Below are 21,273 nucleotides of genomic sequence, written 5' to 3'. Positions count from 1 at the left end.
TTAAATGTAAATGTATACAATTATAATTTCTAAGATTATATATTTTATTTTTATACTGATACTCTAAAATATTTACAATGTTTTACTTAAATAAAATATTGTACTATCTAGTATAAAATAAAGCTAATTTATATGAATAGATGCCATATATTCAATAAAAAGTCTCATACTATGAGATATGTATTGATTTCTTCTCCAAAGAACACCAATGTTTGCAGTAATTGCACGCTCTAATGGAATTGAACAGAGATTTTCTGTATTTTGAAATATTTCTTTATACAATATTGTTGAAGCTAAGTCATTTTCTAACAAATAGCGTATAGTAGAAAGTTGGTTTGAATGTAAAATTATATTTGGTTTAGCTTTTTCAAGCCTTTTTGTAATAATCTTATAATGATAAGAACCTTCAGATAATATGACAAAAGGTACATTTTTTAACATATAATTTGAAATAATAGGTTGTTTTGCCAATTCATTTTTTGGATTTGTAACTAAATACAATTCTGTTTTGTAGATTGTTTTTGAATCTATATCATCATAAATATCACTATCAATTATGCCAATACAAAAATCGAGTGAAGATTCTTCAATCATTTTAGCTCCAACAAATGTTGGAACTTCGAAAATTTTAAGTTCTATATCTGGATAAATTACATTAAACCTAGGCAGTATCTTTGAAAGTAAAAAAGTACCTAAAACTGTAGGAATACCTATTTTCAGAGAGGCCTTTCTCTTTTTCCCTAAGTCTAGTGCATCACTTTGAAAGTCTTCAAATTGTCTTGTAAAATTTTTTGATTTATCTAAAAAAATCTTTCCTTCAGGAGTTAATTCTATCTTGTTGCCTATTCTGTAAAAAAGTTCAAAGCCAAGTTCTTTTTCTAATTCTTTAATAGCTAGTGTTATTGATGGCTGGGAAATATGGATACTTTCAGCAGCTTTAGTCATGTTTTTATATTTACAAACAGTCTGAAAATAATATAGATAATTTATGTTCATTGGATATTAATTCCTTTCATTTATGTATTAGTGACAAGTATATAATTAACGACAATATAAGTTTTGTATATTGTTGTAAAAAAATAGAATAGTTTTAAACTATCATATCATAAGTTTTTGATATTTTCAATCTATTAAGAATAGTGCTATTATTAAATTAACAAAAGAGAATAGCTGATATACTTTGACGATAATCAACTTACAATGTAGTTATATCAACGAATATTAAAATTTTAACTATTTAAAAATAAGTAATTATTTTTGAAATTAAATTATTAATTAAATCGCAAAGAAAAAGATTAAGATTAATAAAAGAAAATTTTTTTAACTAGAAATGTTAATTTAATAACAAAATAGAGTTTTGGGGAGAAAGGTGAGATATATTTTTTAATAATAATTGTTAATTTAATAACGATGAAAGGGAGTGATTTAGTGAAGTTTGAGTTAATGGATTTTTTAATGAATCCTTTTGTACTTATGTTTGCTGCTGTAATTACAGGAATTTTATTTGGAAAGATTAAATTTGGGAAGTTTAATTTTGGGGTATCAGGAGCATTATTTACAGGATTATTTATTGGATGGCTTGCATATAGCTTGGGAAATTCAGTAATAGCAAAAGGAGAAACAGCAGCAGGATATAAGGCAGCAACTGTCATGATGGGAAATGGAATTATTTCTCCTGACTTCTTTGATTTCTTTTTAATCATATTTGTTGCAGCAGTTGGTTTATTGGCTGCAAAAGATATGAAAGCTGTATTAAAGAAGTATGGAGCAAGATTTGTAGTATTAGGAGTTCTTATAACTTTTATAGGTGGTTCTATGACTTATGCAATGACTTTATTATCAAGCAATAAAGGAAGCAGTGCTTATGAAGTTTCTGGTGTTTATACAGGGGCATTAACAAGTTCACCTGGATTAGCTGCTGCTTTAGAAACAGCTGGTAAACATGCAGAAGATGTATCAAAAGAGTTTGAAAAAGCTTCAATAGAGGATAAAAAAGAAATTTTAAAGATTGTTGACCCAGAAGGAAAATTAGATGTAAAAACAACTACATCACTAACTCAAGAGCAAATAGATAAATATATTGCATATGCTGAAGCAGGTGTTGGTATAGGGCATGCAGTTGCATATCCTTTTGGAGTTTTAATAGTAATATTAGGTGTAAATTTCCTTCCAAAAATATTTAGGATGGACCTTAAAGAAGAAAGAAGAAAATATGAAAAAGAAATGAAGGAAGCAAGAGATAGCGTTGCAGGTAAAACGATACCAGAAGTTCCATTTAATATAATAACATTTTTCTTAACGTGTCTAGCTGGATATTTAGTAGGAGGAATACATGTATTTATGGGTCCGTTAGGATACTTCACACTAGGAGCTACAGGTGGTTCACTAATTGTATCTCTAGTACTTGGATATATAGGTAAGATAGGGGCAGTAAATTTTAGAATGGAAGAAAAGGTTTTAAACATTTTAAAACAAATAGGTCTAGTGTTTTTCTTAGCAATAGTTGGATTAAGATATGGTGGTAAAGTAGTTGATTCAATTATGACATCTGGTATGCATCTGGCTTTTGTAGCAATAGTAGTAGGTATTACAGCTATGATGATAGGATTCTTAGTTGGTAAATATATATTTAAATTAAACTGGATTTTACTATCTGGAGCTGTCTGTGGTGGTATGACATCAACTCCAGGTCTTGGAGCAGCTGTTGATGCTCTTGATAGTGATGACCCAGCAGCAGGATATGGAGCTACGTATCCATTTGCACTGTTAACTAAAGTTATATTGGTTATAGTTTTACACAAACTTCCAATGTAAATAAGACTTTATATGGGGGGATATTTATGAATAATGAAGGAGTATTTGAAGAATTAAGTGAAAGATTAAGAAATAAAAAGTTATGTGATTTAATTATGAATGCAGATGAAGCTGCTAAAATTATAAATGATGGGATGGTTGTTGGACTTAGTGGATTTACACCTTCAGGTTACCCAAAAGCGGTACCATTAGCAGTTTCAGAAAGAGCTAAAAGTGGAGAAAAAATAAAATTGACTGTGTATTCAGGTGCATCTTTAGGCCCAGAGGTAGATGGAGCATGGTCAGAAACAGGTATAATTGAAAGAAGGCTTCCTTATCAGACTAATTCTACACTTAGAAATAATATTAATAAAGGTGATGTCAATTATATAGATATGCATCTAAGTCATTCTACTCAATTTTTAAATTATGGGACTATACCTAAAGTAGATGTAGCTATAGTAGAAGCACTTGCAATAACTGAAAATGGGGATATTATACCTACTAGTGGGATAGGAAATTCACCATCTTTTATAAAAAGTGCAGATAAAGTGATAGTTGAAATAAATCTTGCAAAACCAATGGAAATGGAAGGAATGGCAGATATATATATTACAGAAAATCCTCCAAATAGAAAGCCAATAGAAATAAATCATCCTAAAGATAGAATTGGTACGACATATATACCTTGCGGATTAAATAAGATTGCAGGAATAGTAATCACTAATATGCAAGATAAGACACGTCCATTAGGTATTGTAGATGAAGCTTCAAAGAAAATATCAAATAATATTATTGCTTTTCTGAAAGAAGAAGTAAAGTCAGGTAGATTGTCAAAAAATCTACTTCCACTTCAATCTGGTGTAGGAAGTGTAGCCAATGCAGTTTTATATGGATTGTGTGAATCTGAATTTGAAAATCTAACTTGCTATACAGAGGTTGTACAGGATTCTATGTTAGATTTAATAAGAATGGGTAAGGTTACAATGGCATCTACTACATCTGTAAGCCCATCACCAGAAGGGTTAATAAAATTTGAAGAGGATATTGATTTCTTTAAGGATAAGATTATACTGAGACCTCAAGAGATTAGTAATAATCCAGAAATAGCTAGAAGAATTGGGGTAATTGCAATGAACACTGCAATTGAAGTTGATATTTATGGAAATGTAAACTCTACTCATATTATGGGTTCAAAGATGATGAATGGAATTGGTGGTTCTGGTGATTTTGCTAGAAATGGAGCAATAACTATATTTAGTACTGAGTCAATTGCAAAAAATGGTGATATATCATCAATAGTACCTATGGTGTCTCATGTAGACCACACTGAACATGATGTAATGGTAATTGTAACAGAACAAGGATATGCTGATTTAAGAGGTCTTGCACCTAGGGAAAGAGCTATAAAAATAATAGAAAATTGTGCTCATCCAGATTATAAAGAACAACTTAGAGATTATTTAAATAGAGCCTGTCAAAATGGAGCAAAACAAACTCCTCATATATTAGATGAAGCTTTATCATGGCATAGTAAATTTATGAGTACAGGTACAATGAAAAAGTCTGAAACTTTTAAAAGTGCATTATAAAAATATTTAATAAATTGGAGGCGGATTTAAAATGGAAAAAGCGGTAGAAAACTTTGAAGATTTAAGTAAGGAATACATTAACGGTTATATTGAGAGAGCTAGAAAAGCTCAAAGAGAGTTTGAATGTTATACTCAAGAACAAGTAGATAAAATAGTAAAGATAGTTGGGAAAGTAGTGTATTATAATGCTGAATACTTAGCTAAACTTGCTGTAGAAGAAACTGGAATGGGAGTATATGAAGACAAGGTAGCTAAAAATAAAAGTAAAGCAAAGGTTATATATAACAATCTAAAAGATAAAAAATCAGTTGGTATAATTGATATAGATAGAGAAACTGGAATAACAAAGGTAGCTAAACCAATTGGAGTAGTAGCGGCAATAACTCCTTGTACAAATCCAATCGTTACACCTATGAGTAATGCAATGTTTGCACTTAAAGGAAGAAATGCAATCATTATCACACCACACCATAAAGCCATTGGATGTAGTACTAAAACTGTTGATATGATTAATGAAGAATTAGAAAAAATAGGAGCACCAGAAAACTTAATACAAATACTTGACCAACAATCAAGAGAAAATACAAGAAATTTAATTTCATCAGCAGATGTAGTAATTGCTACTGGTGGAATGGGAATGGTGAAAGCGGCATACTCAAGTGGAAAACCAGCACTTGGAGTAGGTGCAGGAAATGTTCAATGTATTATAGATAGAGATGTAGATATTAAAGAAGCAGTGCCTAAAATAATAGCAGGAAGAATTTTTGACAACGGTATAATTTGTTCAGGAGAGCAATCAGTGATAGTAGCAGAAGAAATGTTTGATAAAGTAATGGATGAATTTAAAAATAATAAAGGTTTTATAGTTAGAGATAATGCACAGAAAGAAGCTTTTAGAAATGCTATGTTTATAAATAAAGCTATGAATAAAGATGCAGTAGGTCAATCTGTTCATGCAATTGCAAAAATTGCAGGTGTTGAAATTCCAGAAGATACAAAAATAATAGTAATAGAAGCTGATGGTCCAGGAGAAGAGGATATACTTGCAAAAGAAAAAATGTGTCCAGTTATATCTGCATATAAGTATAAAGATTTTGAAGAAGGTGTAGCTATTGCAAAAGCAAATTTAAATGTAGAAGGAAAAGGGCATAGTGTATCTATCCATTCAAATACAATTAAAAATATAGAATATGCAGGAGAAAATATAGAGGTATCAAGATTTGTTATTAATCAATGTTGTGCTACTAGTGCTGGAGGAAGTTTCTTTAATGGTCTTGCACCTACTAATACTCTAGGTTGTGGTTCTTGGGGAAATAACAGTATTTCTGAAAATCTTGATTATAAGCATTTAATTAACATTTCTAGAATTGCTTATTATATGCCAGAAAATGAAGTTCCTACAGATGAAGAACTTTGGGGATAGGATTTAGAAAAAATATTCATTCTAGATTAAGATAGGAATATATTTTAATTTAGAATGAATTTAAGACATAAATTAAATTTAAAGCAGAGTATTGTACTAAATTTTAAATATTAAGAAACAGACATAAGAAGGAAGTATTATAATTAACATAAATAAAAATTTTTATAAAAAAAAGGAGTGGTTTTATTATGGCATTAATGACAGGAGCTCAATATATTGAAAGTTTAAGAAAATTAAACACTAAGGTTTATATGTTTGGTGAAGAGGTTAAAAACTGGGTTGACCATCCTATGATTAGACCATCTATAAATTGTGTAGCAGCAACTTATGATTTAGCTCATGACCCAGAATATACAGACTTAATGACAGTTACTTCAAATATCACAGGCGAAAAAATAAATAGATTTGGGCATCTTCATCAAAGTACTGATGATTTAGTGAAAAAAGTAAAGATGCAAAGACTATGTGGTCAAAAAACAGCTTCTTGTTTCCAAAGATGTGTTGGTATGGACGCATTTAATGCAGTATATTCAACAACATTTGAATGTGATAAAGCTCATGGAACTAAGTACCATGATAATTTTGTAAAATACTTAACTTATATACAAGAAAACGATTTAGTAGTTGATGGTGCTATGACTGACCCTAAAGGAGATAGAGGATTGTCACCTAGTGCTCAACCTGACCCAGATATGTTCCTTCATATAGTAGAAAGAAGAGAAGATGGTATAGTTGTAAGAGGAGCAAAGGCACACCAAACTGGTTCAATAAATTCACATGAGCATCTTATAATGCCTACTATAAGTATGACGGAAGCAGATAAAGACTATGCGGTATCATTTGCAGTTCCTTCAGATGCTGAGGGTGTGTTCATGATTTATGGAAGACAATCTTGTGATACTAGAAAATTAGAAGAAGGCGCAGATGTTGATTTAGGAAATAAGGAATTTGGAGGTCAAGAAGCTTTAGTAGTATTTGACAATGTATTTGTTCCAAATGATAGAATTTTCTTATGTGGAGAGTGGGATTTCTCTGGTATGTTAGTTGAGAGATTTGCTGGATACCATAGACAAAGTTATGGTGGCTGTAAAGTAGGCGTAGGTGATGTAATAATAGGAGCAGCAGCTTTAGCAGCTGACTATAACGGAGCAAATAAAGCTTCACATATAAAAGATAAATTAATAGAAATGACTCACCTTAATGAAAGTTTATACTGTTGTGGTATAGCATGTTCATCAGAAGGACATAAGACAGAAGCTGGAAACTATCAAATAGATTTGCTTCTTGCAAATGTATGTAAGCAAAATGTAACTAGATTTCCTTATGAAATAGTGAGACTTGCAGAAGATATAGCTGGTGGTCTTATGGTTACTATGCCTTCAGAAAAAGACTTTAAATCAGACCTTAAAGTTGGAACAAGTGGAATGACTATTGGCGAAGTATGTAATAAGTATTTTAAAGCTTCTTCAGTGGCTTCAACAGAAGAAAGAATGAGAATTTTAAGATTCTTAGAAAATATATGTCTTGGTTCAGCAGCTGTTGGTTATAGAACTGAGTCAATGCATGGAGCAGGTTCACCACAAGCTCAGAGAATAATGATTTCAAGACAAGGAAATATAAGTCAAAAGAAAGAATTAGCTAAGACAATTGCAGGAATAAAAAAAGAGGAAGCTTTAAATTTATAAAAAGTTGATATGTAAAAGGGAAATATATATCAACATATATTAATTAATGAAAAAATATAGAGTATAAGAGATAATTATAAAATTATAGTGGTTTTTAATTAAACAAGGAAATTTTTTATAAGGAGAATTTACACATGACCTGTGGAGTTAGATTTTGTGGGGGCTGTAACCCTAGATACGAAAGAGGGAAGGCTCTTACAATAATCAAAGAGCACTTCAATGGTAGAGTAGATTTTAGTGTAGCACAAGAGAACGTGGAATATGATTTGTTACTTATAATTGGAGGATGCGCAACTTTATGCGCATCCTATCAACAATATAAAGTGAAAAATGAGTGTATTAAGATGTGGGATTTTAGCCATATAGAAAGAGTTATAAATATAATTGAATCAGCAATTTGTGAAACTTAAATAAGAGCTAAATGGGGGGATTTCATTGAATTGGCGAGAATTGTATCAAGAAAAATTATGTAGCGCTACAGAGGCCGTAAAGCATATTAAAAACGGGGATACTGTAGTATTTGCACATTGTGTAGGTGAACCTCCTGCACTAGTAGAAGCTATGATTGAAAATGCTGAACAATACAAAGATGTTGAGATTAAACACATGGTAAGTTTAGGTAGTGGAGGATATACTTCTAAAGGAATGGAAGCTCATTTTAGAGTAAATCCAATGTTTGTAAGTGGAAATGTAAGAAAAGCAATTGAAAACGGAGATGGAGACTTTACACCTGCATTTTTCCATGAAGTTCCAAAGTTAATTAGAGAAAAAAGATTAAAATGTGATGTTGTATTAGCACAGGTAACTCCACCAGATGAACATGGATATTGTAGTTTAGGTACATCGGTTGATTATACTTATGAGGCTATTAAAAGTGCTAGGACAGTAATTGTTCAAGTAAATGACCAATTTCCTAGAACTTATGGCGAAGTAGTTAATGTATCAGAGTTTGATTATATAGTTGAAAAGTCACAACCTTTATATGAGTTACAACCTGCGAAGATTGGAGAAGTAGAAGAAGCAATTGGTAAAAATTGTGCTTCATTAATTGAAGATGGTTCTACTTTACAACTTGGAATTGGCGGAATTCCAGATGCAGTTATGTTATTTTTGACAGATAAAAAGGACTTAGGAATTCACTCAGAAATGATTTCAGATGGAACTTTAGCTCTTTATGAAAAAGGAGTTATAAATGGCAAATATAAAAATTTTGATAAAGAGAAAATGACAGTTACCTTCTTAATGGGTACTAAAAAATTATACGATTTTGCAAATAATAACCCTGCAGTAGAAGTAAAACCTGTAGACTATGTAAATCATCCAGCAATTATAATGAAACAACATAAAATGGTTTCTATAAACTCTGCTATACAAGTTGATTTGATGGGACAGGTAGTTGCAGAAGCTATGGGTCTTAGACAGTTTAGTGGTGTTGGAGGTCAAGTTGATTTTATCCGTGGAGTATCTATGGGAGAAGATGGAAAGGCGATTATAGCTATGCCTTCAATAACTACAAAAAAGGATGGTACAGTAATTTCAAAAATCGTCTCTATTGTGGATGAAGGTGCACCTATAACAACATCAAGAAATGATGTTGATTACATTGTAACTGAATATGGTATAGCAGAGCTAAAAGGAAAGTCTCTTAGAGAAAGAGCAAGAAATTTAATTAATATAGCTCATCCAAGTGTAAGGGAAAGTCTAGCATTAGAATTTGAAAAAAGATTTAAGGAGAAATATTAATAATAGAGGGGTGTTAATAATGGAAGCACTTAGAGTAGTTCCAAAAATATTTTATTTCGATACATTTAAAGAATTCAATGAAGAATTTAAAATAGGAAAAAATGATTTAGTAATTACTAATGAATTTATATATGAGCCATATATGAAGCCTCTTGGAATAGATACAAATCTAATTTTCCAAGAAAAGTTTGGAACAGGTGAACCATCTGATGAAATGATAGATTCTATGACAAAAGAAATGAAAAAATATAATTTCGATAGAATTATTGCATTTGGAGGAGGCACAATAGTTGATATATGCAAGATATTAGCACTTGATGTTCCAGAAAAATCTATTGACTTATTTGAAGGAGAAGTAGCACCTAAAAAAATAAAAGAGTTAGTAGTAGTTCCTACAACATGTGGTACAGGTAGTGAAGTAACAAATGTAGCCATTGCAGAATTAAAATCTAAGCATACTAAAAAAGGGCTAGCAGTAGAAGAAACTTATGCGGACTATGCAGTGCTAATTCCAGAGACTGTAAAAGGATTACCTTATAAATTCTTTGTTACAAGTTCAGTGGATGCTCTTATACATGCGATTGAGTCTTATCTTTCTCCAAAAGCAAGTCCATTTACAGAGATGTATTCTTTACAAGCAATAAAAATGATTATGGATGGATACAAAAAGATAGTTGATAAAGGGGAAGAAGAGAGATTTAATCATCTTAGAGACTTTGTTCTTGCATCAAACTATGCAGGAATTGCTTTTGGAAATGCTGGTTGTGCAGCAGTTCATGCTTTATCTTATTCAATTGGTGGGGCTTTCCATGTTGCACATGGTGAAGCAAATTATCAGTTCTTTACTGAAGTGTTTAAGATGTATTCTAGAAAAAATCCTGATGGAAAAATCACAAAATGTACAAAAATTCTAGCAGATGCTCTTGAATGTGACCCTAATTGTGATGTTTATGGAGAATTAGAAAAGTTTTTAAATAAATTAATAGCTAAAAAAGCCTTAAGAGAATACGGAATGGTAGAAAGTCAAATTGATGAATTTACAGATAGTACAATTGCAAATCAACAAAGATTACTTGCTAATAATTATGTAGAGCTTAGCAGAGAAGAAATAAGAGAGATATTTGCAAATCTTTATTAATTATAAATTTCATTTATATGTATAGCTAAGATAAACAATGTTAATTATATTTATATAAAAATAAAAATGAGGGAACTTAAATTTAATTAAAGTTAAGTTCTCTTATTTTTATATGGAGTTAAATATAAGTATATTTTTGATTTAAAATATGCTTATATTTAAGTCTATTACTTTATTTGAAATAATTTGTAGAAATTCAAATTCCTTGACAGTAATAAGTAAGTAATTGTATAATCAAACTGCAATATATTAATAATATTAGTGAAAATGAAAGGATATAAACTATGTATAAATCAGAAAATTTTTCCAAAAAATCTGTGTTAATAAATTCATTTTTAAGTAAATTTTTAAAAATAGTTGGATGGGGCTTAGTAGGTTTGTTTACGTTATCAGCTCTAGTACTTTCAACTATTTCTATTATAATTGGATGGGCTGTAATACTTCCTATTCAAGTATGTGCAGTGTTTTTAATTATAGGAGGAGTTTGTATCTTTAAAGGTAAGAGATTAGGAGACCAAATTTCTCGTTATAAAAAATATTGTACAATCATAAGTAATAGAAATATTATTCCAGTAGAACTTATTGCCGAAAGTACATCTAAATCACTAAATTTTATAATAAAAGATGTGCAAAAAATGATAGATAAAAACTATTTTATAAATACTTATATTGATAAAAGAAGTAATCAAATTGTGTTGACAAATGAAGATTTCATTCCACCAAGATATGAAGATGTAGCATATAAAGTCAAAGAAGAAGAACAAACTGATGAGGTTAATGAAGTTGATACAATTATAAATAAAGGAATGGATTATTTAACACAAATAAAAGAAGCTAATAAAAATATTAAATCAGAGTCAATGTGTAATAAAATTGTACAAGTAGAGGATGTTACAGGGAAAATATTTGATGTTGTAAAACATGACCCATCAAAACTTACTCAAATACAAAAATTTATGGACTATTATCTTCCAACGACTTTAAAGCTGTTGAATTCATATCATACATTGGAAGAGCAAGGTATAGACAGAGAAAATATAACGACAACTATGGAAAGTATTGAAAATACAATGAGTACAATCGTAATAGCTTTTGAAAATCAATTAGACTATCTGTTTGAAGATGAAGCAATAGATATCTCTACAGACATTACTGTTTTAGAGAACATGTTAGTTCAAGAGGGATTAACGAGTGGTAAATTTTAACTTCAATATAAAAAATATTCTGTTATTTTTGAACAATTAAGTAGTCATAAAGTAAAAAATATGTGACATATAAGTTAATCAGTACTTTATAAAGGAAGAGGAGAGAAAGATATAATGAATAATCTAGATGATATACCAGTTATGCCAACTTTAACACTTGACCCATTTGGAGAAGAATCAAATACAAGTGATATAAATAATTCTGATATGTTAATGAAAAAGGATGAAAAAGACCCAGAAGAAGAAAAATTGTCTGAATCTGAACGTAAGATGGTAAAGGAATTTGCAGAAAAAATAGATATTACAAATACAAATATGATTTTACAATATGGAGCTGGTGCCCAAAAAAAGGTGGCAGGATTCTCTGAAACAGCTTTAAAGAGTGTTAAAACTAGAGATTTAGGAGAAGTTGGAGATATGCTTACAAATCTAGTTACTGATTTAAAAGCATTTTCAGCAGACGAAAAAGAACAGGGTGGTTTTTTAGGAATCTTTAAAAAGGCAAATAATAAAATTTCAAATCTAAAAACTAAGTATGATAGCGCAGAGGTAAATGTAGACAAAGTAAGCAAAGAACTTCAAAAACATCAGGTTAAAATATTAAAAGATATAGCTATGCTTGATAAGATGTATGAGTTGAACTTAGCTTACTCAAAAGAACTTACTATGTATATTATAGCAGGGAAACAAAAGTTAAAAGATATGAAAGAATACGAAATGCCAAAATTGAGAGAAAAGGCTAGATTATCTGGCTCAACAGAAGACGCTCAAGCTGTGAATGATATGGTTTCACTTTGTGACCGATTTGAAAAGAAGATTCATGACTTAGAATTAACTAGAATGGTATCGCTTCAAATGGCTCCACAGATAAGACTAGTTCAAAATAGTAATAATTTGATGGCAGAAAAGATTCAATCAACTATAGTAAATACAATTCCATTATGGAAAAATCAAATAGTACTTGCTCTTGGAATTTCTCACTTAAATCAAGCTATGAAAGCACAGCGTGAAGTTAGCAATATGACAAATGAGCTATTACTAAAAAATGCAGAAACTCTAAAGATGGGAACAATAGAAACAGCAAAAGAATCAGAAAGAGGAATTGTAGATATAGATACAATTAAGAAAACTAATCAATCTTTAATATCAACTATTGATGAAGTGGTTAAGATACAACATGATGGTAGAATAAAGAGACAAGAAGCAGAAGTTGAACTATCAAAAATAGAAAATGAACTTAAAAGCAAGCTTCTTGAATTTACAGTTAAATAAAAGCGTATATTAGAAAAAGGGTGTCTCAAAATAAACTTTTTAGTTCATGAGGCGCTCTTTTTGTATGAAATAAATATATTTTTATAATTTCAACAATAGAAAAGAAGCTTATCTCTGTTTCGAGACAGCCTCTTTTATTTATATTATAAATTTCTATTATCCTTTAACATAACATCATGAGCTCCACCTTCAACTATACTAGTAGAAGATACAAGTGTAAGCTTAGCATTCTTTTGAAGTTCAGGTATGCTAAGAGCTCCACAGTTACACATAGTAGAACGAACTTTACTTAAAGAAAGAGTTACATTGTCCTTTAAAGAACCAGCATAAGGTACATAAGAGTCAACACCTTCTTCAAAAGAAAGTTTCTTATCTCCACCAAGGTCATATCTTTGCCAGTTTCTAGCACGTGCAGAACCTTCTCCCCAGTATTCTTTCATATAACTACCATTTATATTAACTTTGTTAGTTGGACTCTCATCAAAACGAGAGAAGTATCTACCAAGCATTATAAAATCTGCACCCATAGCTAAAGCTAAAGTTATATGATGGTCATAAACGATACCACCATCAGAACAAATTGGAATATAAATACCTGTTTTTTCAAAGTACTCATCTCTAGCTTGTGCAACTTCAATTATAGAAGTAGCTTGTCCACGTCCTATACCTTTTTGTTCACGAGTAATACATATAGAACCACCACCAATACCAACTTTAACAAAGTCAGCACCAGCTTCAGCTAAGTAAAGGAATCCTTCACGGTCAACTACATTTCCAGCTCCAACCTTAACTGTATCACCATATTTTCCACGAATAAAATCAAGAGTTATTTTCTGCCATTCAGAAAAACCTTCTGAAGAATCTATACATAAAACATCAGCACCAGCTTCAACTAAAGCAGGAACACGTTCAGCGAAGTCTCTAGTATTGATACCAGCTCCAACTACATATCTTTTAGAAGAATCTAAAAGCTCAAGTGGATTTTCTTTATGAGAAGAGTAATCTTTACGGAATACCATATAAACAAGATTACCGTTGTCATCAAGTACAGGAAGAGAATTAAGCTTGTGGTCCCATATAATGTTGTTTGCTTCTTTTAAAGTAACGTCTTTGTTAGCATAAACTATGGATGACATAGGAGTCATAAATTCACTAACTTTAGTATCTAAATCCATACGACTTATACGATAATCACGACTTGCGACAATACCTAATAATTTACCAGTTGAAGTCCCATCTTCAGTAACAGCAACTGTAGAATGTCCAGTTTTTTCTTTTAATTCAAGAATGTCTTTTAGTGTATTCTCAGGTTTAATATTTGAATCACTTACAACAAAACCAGCTTTGTGAGATTTAACACGTGCTACCATAGCAGCTTCACTTTCAATACTTTGAGAACCGTATATAAATGAAATACCACCTTCTTTAGCAAGTGCAATAGCCATCTTGTCATCAGAAACAGATTGCATAATAGCAGAAGTCAAAGGTATATTCATATAAATATCTGCTTCCTCGCCTTTTTTAAATTTAGTAACAGGTGTTTTCAAACTTACATTAGCAGGTATACAATCAGTAGAAGAGAAACCTGGAACAAGAAGGTATTCACTGAAAGTATGTGATGGTGTATCAAAATAAAACGCCATTTTTTAATCACTCCTTATATTTTTATACTTTTTATAATTGATAGTATTAATTATAACTTATTCTTTAATTTTATTAAAGTATTTTGTCAAATATTGAGATTTTTGAAAAATTTAAACTATTTTCATTAAATTTGTTTAATATATATTGCTTTATAGGGTAATATTGTATATTAAATAATGTTTAATATTGTATAGTAGCTAATTAGAAATTAATATTTAGTTATCCATACATTATACTTATACACTTTATGTTGACAATATTGACATAGAGAGTACAAATATCAAAAGCACAGGTCAAATAAGTCTATATTAGTATATCCAAAAGTACCTCTAATAAAATTATTTAATTGAATTATTATTGGTTTTTCTATTAGATTTAAATATTTTATAAAAATAGTATTATTTACAACACTAGATACTCCAAAACACTACATAAATAAAGTTAAACAAAAACTAAAATGACAAATGTCATTATCTTAAGTGACATAGAAACGATTTCTTAAAGTTGTTACTAGAAAATATAAACTCTATAATAAAAGTATAACAAAAGGGAATCATATCGATATAGAATATAATTCAAATGGAGGTAAAATTATGAGCAGTTCTAATCAATCGACAATAAAGACATCTATACAGCGAATAGGAAAATTTTTAAGTGGTATGGTAATGCCAAACATAGGAGCTTTTATAGCATGGGGCCTTATAACAGCATTATTTATACCAACAGGGTGGATGCCTAATGAGAAATTAAGTACAATAGGTGACCCAATGATAAAATACCTTTTACCACTGTTGATAGCTTACACTGGTGGTAAAGCAATAGCAGGACAAAGAGGTGGAGTAATAGGTGCAGCAGCAGCGATGGGCGTAATCGTTGGAGCTGATATACCAATGTTTATCGGAGCTATGATAATGGGACCATTTGCAGGATGGATAATCAAGAAATTCGATAAATTTGTAGATGGTAAGATACCAACAGGATTTGAAATGTTAGTAAATAACTTTTCAATAGGTATAATAGGTATGCTTCTTGCAATATTAGGATTTTATGCAATAGGGCCAGCAATAGTAGCAGGTACAGCTCTTATAGAATCTGGAGTTCAATTTATAGTTAGCAAAAGTTTATTACCTTTAGTTTCAGCATTTATAGAGCCTGGAAAAGTATTGTTCTTAAACAATGCAATAAATCATGGTATATTAGGACCTATAGGTATAGCTGAAGCAAAAGAAGCAGGTAAATCTATAATGTTCTTATTAGAAAGTAACCCTGGACCAGGTTTAGGAGTTCTATTAGCATACTGGATGTTTAGTAGAGGAAGCGTAAAACAATCAGCACCAGGAGCTGTAATAATACATTTCTTTGGTGGTATACATGAAATATACTTCCCATACATCTTAATGAATCCAGTTTTAATATTAGCTACAATGGCAGGTGGAGCAGCAGGAATATTAACTTTCTCAATACTAGGAGCTGGACTTGTAGCAGCACCATCACCAGGAAGCATATTTGCACTTATGGCACTAGCACCAAAGGGAGGGTTACTTCCAGTCTTAGCAGGGGTTGCAGTGGCAACAGCTGTATCATTCTTGGTAGCAGCGCCATTTGTTAAGAGAGCTTCTGCAAATCAAAGTGAAGAAGATGGTACTTTAGAAGAAGCTAAAGCAAAAATGAGTGATATGAAATCTGCAAGTAAGAATTCTGATAAAAGTGTTGAAGAAAAGCAACTTGAAGTAAACGAAATTAAGAAGATTGTATTTGCATGTGATGCGGGAATGGGTTCTAGTGCAATGGGAGCTTCTAGATTTAAAAATAGAATAAAAAATTTAGATTTGAATATAGAAATTACAAATTCATCTGTCGATAATCTTCCAGATGATACACAAATAGTAGTAACTCATAATACACTAGTTGAAAGAGTAGCTAAGAATAATTCAAGTGTTGAGATAGTTTCAATAAACAACTTTTTAAATGACCCAAATTTAGATACATTATTTAAAAGATTAGAATCTAAATAAAAATAAAAAGTACCACTGATTAGGAGTGGATAATTTGAAAAAAAAGAAGATTACATCTAGACAAAAAAAGATAATACTAATGATAGTAGAAAATTCAAAAAAAAATATTCCAATAACTATTTCTGAGATTGCAGGAGAGTTGGATTTAAGTTCAAGAACTGTACTTAGAGATATGTCTGGAATTGAAAAATGGTTTGATGAAAATGATTTTAATTTTGTAAAAAAACCAGGAGTTGGATTGATTTTAGAAGAAAATATAGAAAATCAAAACTTTATAATCGAGTTGTTAGAAGAAGAGAAAATAGAAAAAGAATACAGTAAGGAAGAAAGAAATTTAATTATATTATCAAAGCTACTAATTTCTAATGAGCCAGTAAAATCTTATTATTTTGCAAAACTATTAAAAGTATCTGAAGGGGTATTGAATAATGATTTTGCATTAGCAAGTAAATGGTTGGAAAGATTTGATATTGAGCTTGTTAGAAAACCAGGGCTTGGTGTTTACCTAAAAGGTCAGGAAAAAAGCTTCAGAGAAGCATATGTAAATCTTATATATGATTCATTCAATGAAAAAGAAATATTAGATATGGTCAGAAATATAAGTGAGAATATACAGACAGATAAAGCAATAGAAATTTTAAGTGAAAATAGACTTTTAAACTTAATGGATAGATGCATAATAAGAAAAGTTGAAAGTACATTAACAAAGAAGCTTTCAGATTTAGATGTGAATTTAGCTGATAGTGCATATATAGGTCTTGTAGTTCATATTTCATTAGCTTTACAAAGGATAAAAAATGGTGAAAATATAACTATGGACAAAGAATTTCTAAAAGAATTATCTATGACAGAAGAGTTTAGATTAGCCCAAGAAATCGTAAATGGTATGGAAATAGACTTTAGTATGGATATACCATTAGATGAGGTTGGATATATAACCATGCACATCAGAGGTGCAAAGCAAAGGTCATCTTCAAATCATAAAGCTTTAAACTTAGATGATATAGAAGTGATGGACATTACAAACAAGATGATAGATTTAGCTGAAGATGAATTTAAAATAAGTCTTAAAAATGATGAGAGATTGTTTAAAGACCTAGCAAATCATTTAGGGCCTTCTATAAATAGATTGAATATGGGATTAGAAATAAGGAATCCTCTTTTAGATGAAATAAAAAGTAAGTATTCATATGCCTATAATGGAGTTGAAAAAATTTCTAGAATAATAAAAGATAAGCTAAATATAAATTCAATACCTGAGTCTGAAATAGGGTATATTGCAATGCACTTTGCATCAGCTATAGAAAAAAATCTAATGATGTATACTAATATAAATCTTGTTGTAGCATGTCCTACTGGAATAGGGACATCAAGATTCTTATCAACTAAGATTGAAAATAAGTTTCCAAACTTAAATATACTTGAAACCATCTCAGCTATAAATATAGATGAAGATTATTTAAGGGAAAAAGATGTGGACTTAATTGTGTCTACAGTTGAGTTAAATACAAACTTAGATTATATATGTGTAGGTCCATTTATGAGCTTAGAAGATGAACAGATAATCAAGGAAAAAATAAAGTCTATAGCTCAAAATAAACTAATTAATTTAAATGTAAAAAACGATACTAAAAATAAGAATAAAGTTTATGAGCAGATAACAGAAAGCATGAATATAGGAAAAGATATTCTTCAATTTTTAGAGGAAGTTCAATTTGAAAAATTTAAAAGTAAAGATTTAAGTGAGCTTATTGTAGATTCATCAAAAATATTTGCAAAGTCTAGTGAAGATAGAATATCTATAAAAGAAGCATTAGAAGAAAGATTAAAAATCTCAATTCCATATATAGAAGAATCAAAAATTCTATTATTACATTGTATGAGTGAAAGAATAGATATTATGAAGTTAGCAATAATAAAGTTAGAAAACAAAATCATGCTAGATTCAAATGAAGAAATTGATAATGTAGTTTTTATGTTGCTTCCTAAAAATTCACCTAGCTATCAGAGGCAAATAATGAGTGAAATAAGTGGTTCACTAATAGATAATATAGTTTTTACTAATAAGATAAATAAATTTTATATAGAAGAGATGATATTAGAAGTAAAAGATATAGTTTTTAATTTTTATACAAACAGATTAAAAACATTTATAGATAAATAAAATTATATTAAAAAGGAAGGTTGATATTATGAGTAAAGTATTAAATGAGAATAATATATTTTTAGGATTAGATAGTGTTTCAAAGGAAGAAGCTATAACTTTAGCAGGAAGAAAATTAGTTGAAAATGGGTATGTAAAAGAAGAATATATACCAGCAATGTTAGAACGAGAAAAAGTAATGACTACATATATGGGAATGGGTGTTGCTATTCCACATGGTGTAAATGAAGCTAAAAAAGAAATTTTATCTTCAGGAATAGTTATATTACAATTTCCTAATGGAATAGATTTTGATGGAGAAAAAGCGTATTTACTAATAGGGATAGCTGGTGTTGGAGATGAACATTTAGAGATATTATCTAATATAGCAATAGTTTTAGACGATGATTTAACAGAAAGACTAAAAAATTCAAATGACAAACAAGCTTTCATGGAAGCTTTTGCCAACTAATCTTAGGAGGAACTTAAAATGAAAAAGGCAATTCAGTTTGGAGCAGGAAATATTGGAAGAGGATTTATTGGAGGCTTATTAGTTAAATCAGGTTATCATGTAGTATTTGCTGATGTAAATGAAGAAATATTAAACGCAATAAATAAAGATAAAAAATACACTATACACATAAGGGATGTAGAATGTATAGATGAAGTAATTGATAATATAAGTGCAGTTTCATCTATAAAAGAAGAAATAATAGATGAGATTGTAGAGGCTGAAATAATAACTACAGCAGTTGGACCTTTAGTTTTAACTAAAATAGCTTCTACAATTGCAAAAGGTATAAAGACTAGAAAAGAAAATGGATTAACAGATAATCTAAATATAATAGCTTGCGAAAATGCAATATATGCAAGTTCTTCTCTAAAAGAGGAAGTTATTAAGTATTTAAGTAAGGAAGAAGTGGATTATTTAGAGATGTATGTTGGTTTCCCAAACTGTTCAGTTGATAGAATAGTTCCTCCAGGTAAAAATGAAAATCCTCTTGATGTAACAGTCGAAAATTTCTATGAATGGAATGTTGAAAAACAAGGATTTAAAGGAGAGATACCAAACATAGTTGGAATGAACTTAGCTGACAATCTTATGGCTTATATTGAACGTAAGTTGTTTACACTAAATACAGGACATGCTATAACAGCTTATATAGGCTATTTAAAAGGATATAAGACTATAGAAGAAAGTATAAAAGATGAATACATTTGTAATATAGTTAAAAATGCTATGATAGAAAGTGGAGAAGGATTAATTAAAAAATACAATTTTGATTCCAAAGCACACTATAAGTATATTGATAAGATTTTAAATAGATTTAAAAATCCATATCTTAATGACGATGTAGTTAGAGTTGGAAGAGAGCCATTAAGAAAATTAAGTGACAAAGATAGATTGATTAAACCTTTAATTACAGCAAAGTCATATGGATTATCAGTTGATAATTTGATTCTTGGAATAGGTGCAGCACTTCATTATAATAATAGTGAAGATGCTCAAAGTGTAGAATTACAAGAGTTGATAAAATTGAATGGGGTAAAAAAAGCCATTGCTAAAATAGCTAATATAAATGATGATGAACTTTTAGATAATATTGAAAAAAGTTATACATTTATGGAAAATTTATAAATTTGCTTGAAAAATTGAGTGTTGATAAACTATTTATGGTATATTATTCTACACAGTTTGAATTATTTGTTGAATAATAGAGAATTATAATATATAATTAAAAAGAATAAATTAATATATTTACCTGTATATTTTTGATAATACGGTTCAAATGTTTCTACTAAGCTACCATTAATAGCTTGACTACAGGAGTGAAGAAGATATAGTTTATACTTATTTTAAATTATATATTAAGTTAATTACTTTGAATTTTAAGCTCCTGTCTATGATATAGACAGGAGCTTTTTTAGTATTTTAATATAAAATACTAGTAGTATATATAGTAAAATTAGAGCAAATATAATTTTTTTATTAATATAATTTTAGAAAGGGTTAGGTGGGAGTTCAATGAAGGCTTTACAAGAAAAGATATTGAGAGAAGGCAGTGTTTCAGGAAATGACATACTAAAAGTTGATAGCTTTTTAAATCATCAAATTGACGTAGCTTTTTTAAATGAAATAGGAAGAGAGTTCAAAGAGAGATTTAAAGGAGAAAAGGTAGATAAAATATTTACAATAGAAGCTTCAGGAATAGCTATAGCATCAATTGTTTCGCAGTATTTTGATAATGCACCTGTAGTATTTGCAAAAAAATCGGAATCTAAAAACTTAGATAAAGACGTGTATGAAACTAATGTATATTCATTCACTAAGGCTAAGGAATACTCAGTTAAAGTTTCTAAAAAGTATATAAACAAAGGTGAAAAGATACTGATAGTAGATGATTTTTTGGCAAATGGAAGGGCTGCTCTTGGTCTTAAAGATTTAATTGAGCAAGCAGAAGCAAACTTAGTTGGAGTAGGAATTGTTATTGAAAAAGGTTTCCAAGCTGGAGGAGCACTTTTAAAGGCCAATAATGTAAGATTAGAATCTTTGGCAGTAGTAGAATCTATAGATAATGGAACTGTAAACTTTAGATAATTTATGATATTATATACTTGT

General features: G+C 29.8%; 16 protein-coding genes and 1 riboswitch. Of the genes, 14 read left to right on the top strand and 2 right to left on the bottom strand.

Annotation, left to right across the window (positions count from 1 at the left end; translation table 11 throughout):
* Positions 1–123: 123 nt before the first annotated feature.
* Positions 124–996 carry a LysR family transcriptional regulator gene (locus ACTG48_RS13125; RefSeq protein ID WP_021385235.1) on the bottom strand — a complete coding sequence of 291 codons (873 nt, stop codon included), beginning with the start codon at positions 994–996 and terminating at the stop codon, positions 124–126.
* Between the two features lie 432 nt (positions 997–1,428).
* On the opposite strand from ACTG48_RS13125, the gene ACTG48_RS13120 reads away from it, so the two are divergent.
* From ACTG48_RS13120 to ACTG48_RS13080, 9 genes are all read left to right on the top strand, one after another.
* Positions 1,429–2,814: an aspartate-alanine antiporter-like transporter gene (locus ACTG48_RS13120; protein ID WP_479917078.1), complete on the top strand. Its 1,386-nt coding sequence runs from the start codon at positions 1,429–1,431 to the stop codon at positions 2,812–2,814.
* Between the two features lie 26 nt (positions 2,815–2,840).
* Entirely contained in the window at positions 2,841–4,385 is a 1,545-nt protein-coding gene (locus ACTG48_RS13115) for an acetyl-CoA hydrolase/transferase family protein (protein ID WP_021385112.1), read from the top strand.
* Positions 4,386–4,416: 31 nt separating this feature from the next.
* Positions 4,417–5,808, top strand: a complete 1,392-nt coding sequence (locus ACTG48_RS13110) for an aldehyde dehydrogenase family protein (protein ID WP_021385100.1) — start codon at positions 4,417–4,419, stop codon at positions 5,806–5,808.
* Between the two features lie 188 nt (positions 5,809–5,996).
* Positions 5,997–7,493 carry a 4-hydroxybutyryl-CoA dehydratase/vinylacetyl-CoA-Delta-isomerase gene (gene abfD, locus ACTG48_RS13105; protein ID WP_021385092.1) on the top strand — a complete coding sequence of 499 codons (1,497 nt, stop codon included), beginning with the start codon at positions 5,997–5,999 and terminating at the stop codon, positions 7,491–7,493.
* 134 nt (positions 7,494–7,627) lie between these two features.
* On the top strand, positions 7,628–7,903 hold the full coding sequence (locus tag ACTG48_RS13100) for a hypothetical protein (protein ID WP_021385158.1): 276 nt from the start codon (positions 7,628–7,630) through the stop codon (positions 7,901–7,903).
* A 25-nt stretch (positions 7,904–7,928) separates the two neighbouring features.
* Entirely contained in the window at positions 7,929–9,236 is a 1,308-nt protein-coding gene (locus ACTG48_RS13095) for an acetyl-CoA hydrolase/transferase family protein (protein ID WP_479917077.1), read from the top strand.
* A gap of 19 nt (positions 9,237–9,255) precedes the next feature.
* The gene (locus tag ACTG48_RS13090) at positions 9,256–10,374 is read left to right on the top strand and encodes a 4-hydroxybutyrate dehydrogenase (RefSeq protein ID WP_021385140.1); all 1,119 of its coding nucleotides are present in this window, start codon (positions 9,256–9,258) and stop codon (positions 10,372–10,374) included.
* A 284-nt stretch (positions 10,375–10,658) separates the two neighbouring features.
* Positions 10,659–11,579 carry a 5-bromo-4-chloroindolyl phosphate hydrolysis family protein gene (locus ACTG48_RS13085; protein WP_479917076.1) on the top strand — a complete coding sequence of 307 codons (921 nt, stop codon included), beginning with the start codon at positions 10,659–10,661 and terminating at the stop codon, positions 11,577–11,579.
* Positions 11,580–11,693: 114 nt separating this feature from the next.
* Complete coding sequence (locus ACTG48_RS13080; RefSeq protein WP_021385209.1) at positions 11,694–12,851, top strand: toxic anion resistance protein; 1,158 nt, start codon at positions 11,694–11,696, stop codon at positions 12,849–12,851.
* 143 nt (positions 12,852–12,994) lie between these two features.
* Here ACTG48_RS13080 and ACTG48_RS13075 read toward each other — a convergent pair whose 3' ends face one another.
* Entirely contained in the window at positions 12,995–14,494 is a 1,500-nt protein-coding gene (locus ACTG48_RS13075; protein ID WP_021385196.1) for an IMP dehydrogenase, read from the bottom strand.
* Positions 14,495–15,088: 594 nt separating this feature from the next.
* Here ACTG48_RS13075 and ACTG48_RS13070 point away from each other — a divergent pair.
* From ACTG48_RS13070 to ACTG48_RS13050, 5 genes are all read left to right on the top strand, one after another.
* A complete protein-coding gene (locus ACTG48_RS13070) occupies positions 15,089–16,510 on the top strand; it encodes a PTS mannitol transporter subunit IIBC (protein ID WP_021385174.1) in 1,422 nt (473 codons plus the stop codon).
* Positions 16,511–16,535: 25 nt separating this feature from the next.
* Entirely contained in the window at positions 16,536–18,674 is a 2,139-nt protein-coding gene (locus tag ACTG48_RS13065; protein ID WP_234781121.1) for a BglG family transcription antiterminator, read from the top strand.
* Between the two features lie 28 nt (positions 18,675–18,702).
* On the top strand, positions 18,703–19,125 hold the full coding sequence (locus ACTG48_RS13060) for a PTS mannitol transporter subunit IIA (RefSeq protein ID WP_021385085.1): 423 nt from the start codon (positions 18,703–18,705) through the stop codon (positions 19,123–19,125).
* Positions 19,126–19,143: 18 nt separating this feature from the next.
* Positions 19,144–20,292 (top strand): mannitol-1-phosphate 5-dehydrogenase, encoded by a 1,149-nt coding sequence (locus ACTG48_RS13055; protein ID WP_479917075.1) that lies wholly within the window; start codon positions 19,144–19,146, stop codon positions 20,290–20,292.
* A 104-nt stretch (positions 20,293–20,396) separates the two neighbouring features.
* Positions 20,397–20,498, top strand: a riboswitch (purine riboswitch).
* A gap of 181 nt (positions 20,499–20,679) precedes the next feature.
* Positions 20,680–21,252 carry a xanthine phosphoribosyltransferase gene (locus ACTG48_RS13050; RefSeq protein WP_021385179.1) on the top strand — a complete coding sequence of 191 codons (573 nt, stop codon included), beginning with the start codon at positions 20,680–20,682 and terminating at the stop codon, positions 21,250–21,252.
* The last annotated feature ends 21 nt before the right edge of the window (positions 21,253–21,273 follow it).

It is taken from the genome of Clostridioides sp. LIBA-6822 (assembly GCF_056688955.1).
The sequence above is the reverse complement of the archived record's forward strand: the minus strand, read 5'-3'. Positions and strand labels throughout refer to the sequence as shown.

Coding starts and splice junctions, on each gene's coding strand:
- ACTG48_RS13090 (WP_021385140.1), top strand. CDS start 9,256: ATGGAAGCACTTAGAGTAGTTCCAAAAATATTTTATTTCGATACATTT.
- ACTG48_RS13125 (WP_021385235.1), bottom strand. CDS start 996: ATGAACATAAATTATCTATATTATTTTCAGACTGTTTGTAAATATAAA.
- ACTG48_RS13070 (WP_021385174.1), top strand. CDS start 15,089: ATGAGCAGTTCTAATCAATCGACAATAAAGACATCTATACAGCGAATA.
- ACTG48_RS13060 (WP_021385085.1), top strand. CDS start 18,703: ATGAGTAAAGTATTAAATGAGAATAATATATTTTTAGGATTAGATAGT.
- ACTG48_RS13085 (WP_479917076.1), top strand. CDS start 10,659: ATGTATAAATCAGAAAATTTTTCCAAAAAATCTGTGTTAATAAATTCA.
- ACTG48_RS13110 (WP_021385100.1), top strand. CDS start 4,417: ATGGAAAAAGCGGTAGAAAACTTTGAAGATTTAAGTAAGGAATACATT.
- ACTG48_RS13100 (WP_021385158.1), top strand. CDS start 7,628: ATGACCTGTGGAGTTAGATTTTGTGGGGGCTGTAACCCTAGATACGAA.
- ACTG48_RS13080 (WP_021385209.1), top strand. CDS start 11,694: ATGAATAATCTAGATGATATACCAGTTATGCCAACTTTAACACTTGAC.
- ACTG48_RS13115 (WP_021385112.1), top strand. CDS start 2,841: ATGAATAATGAAGGAGTATTTGAAGAATTAAGTGAAAGATTAAGAAAT.
- ACTG48_RS13075 (WP_021385196.1), bottom strand. CDS start 14,494: ATGGCGTTTTATTTTGATACACCATCACATACTTTCAGTGAATACCTT.
- ACTG48_RS13050 (WP_021385179.1), top strand. CDS start 20,680: ATGAAGGCTTTACAAGAAAAGATATTGAGAGAAGGCAGTGTTTCAGGA.
- ACTG48_RS13055 (WP_479917075.1), top strand. CDS start 19,144: ATGAAAAAGGCAATTCAGTTTGGAGCAGGAAATATTGGAAGAGGATTT.
- abfD (WP_021385092.1), top strand. CDS start 5,997: ATGGCATTAATGACAGGAGCTCAATATATTGAAAGTTTAAGAAAATTA.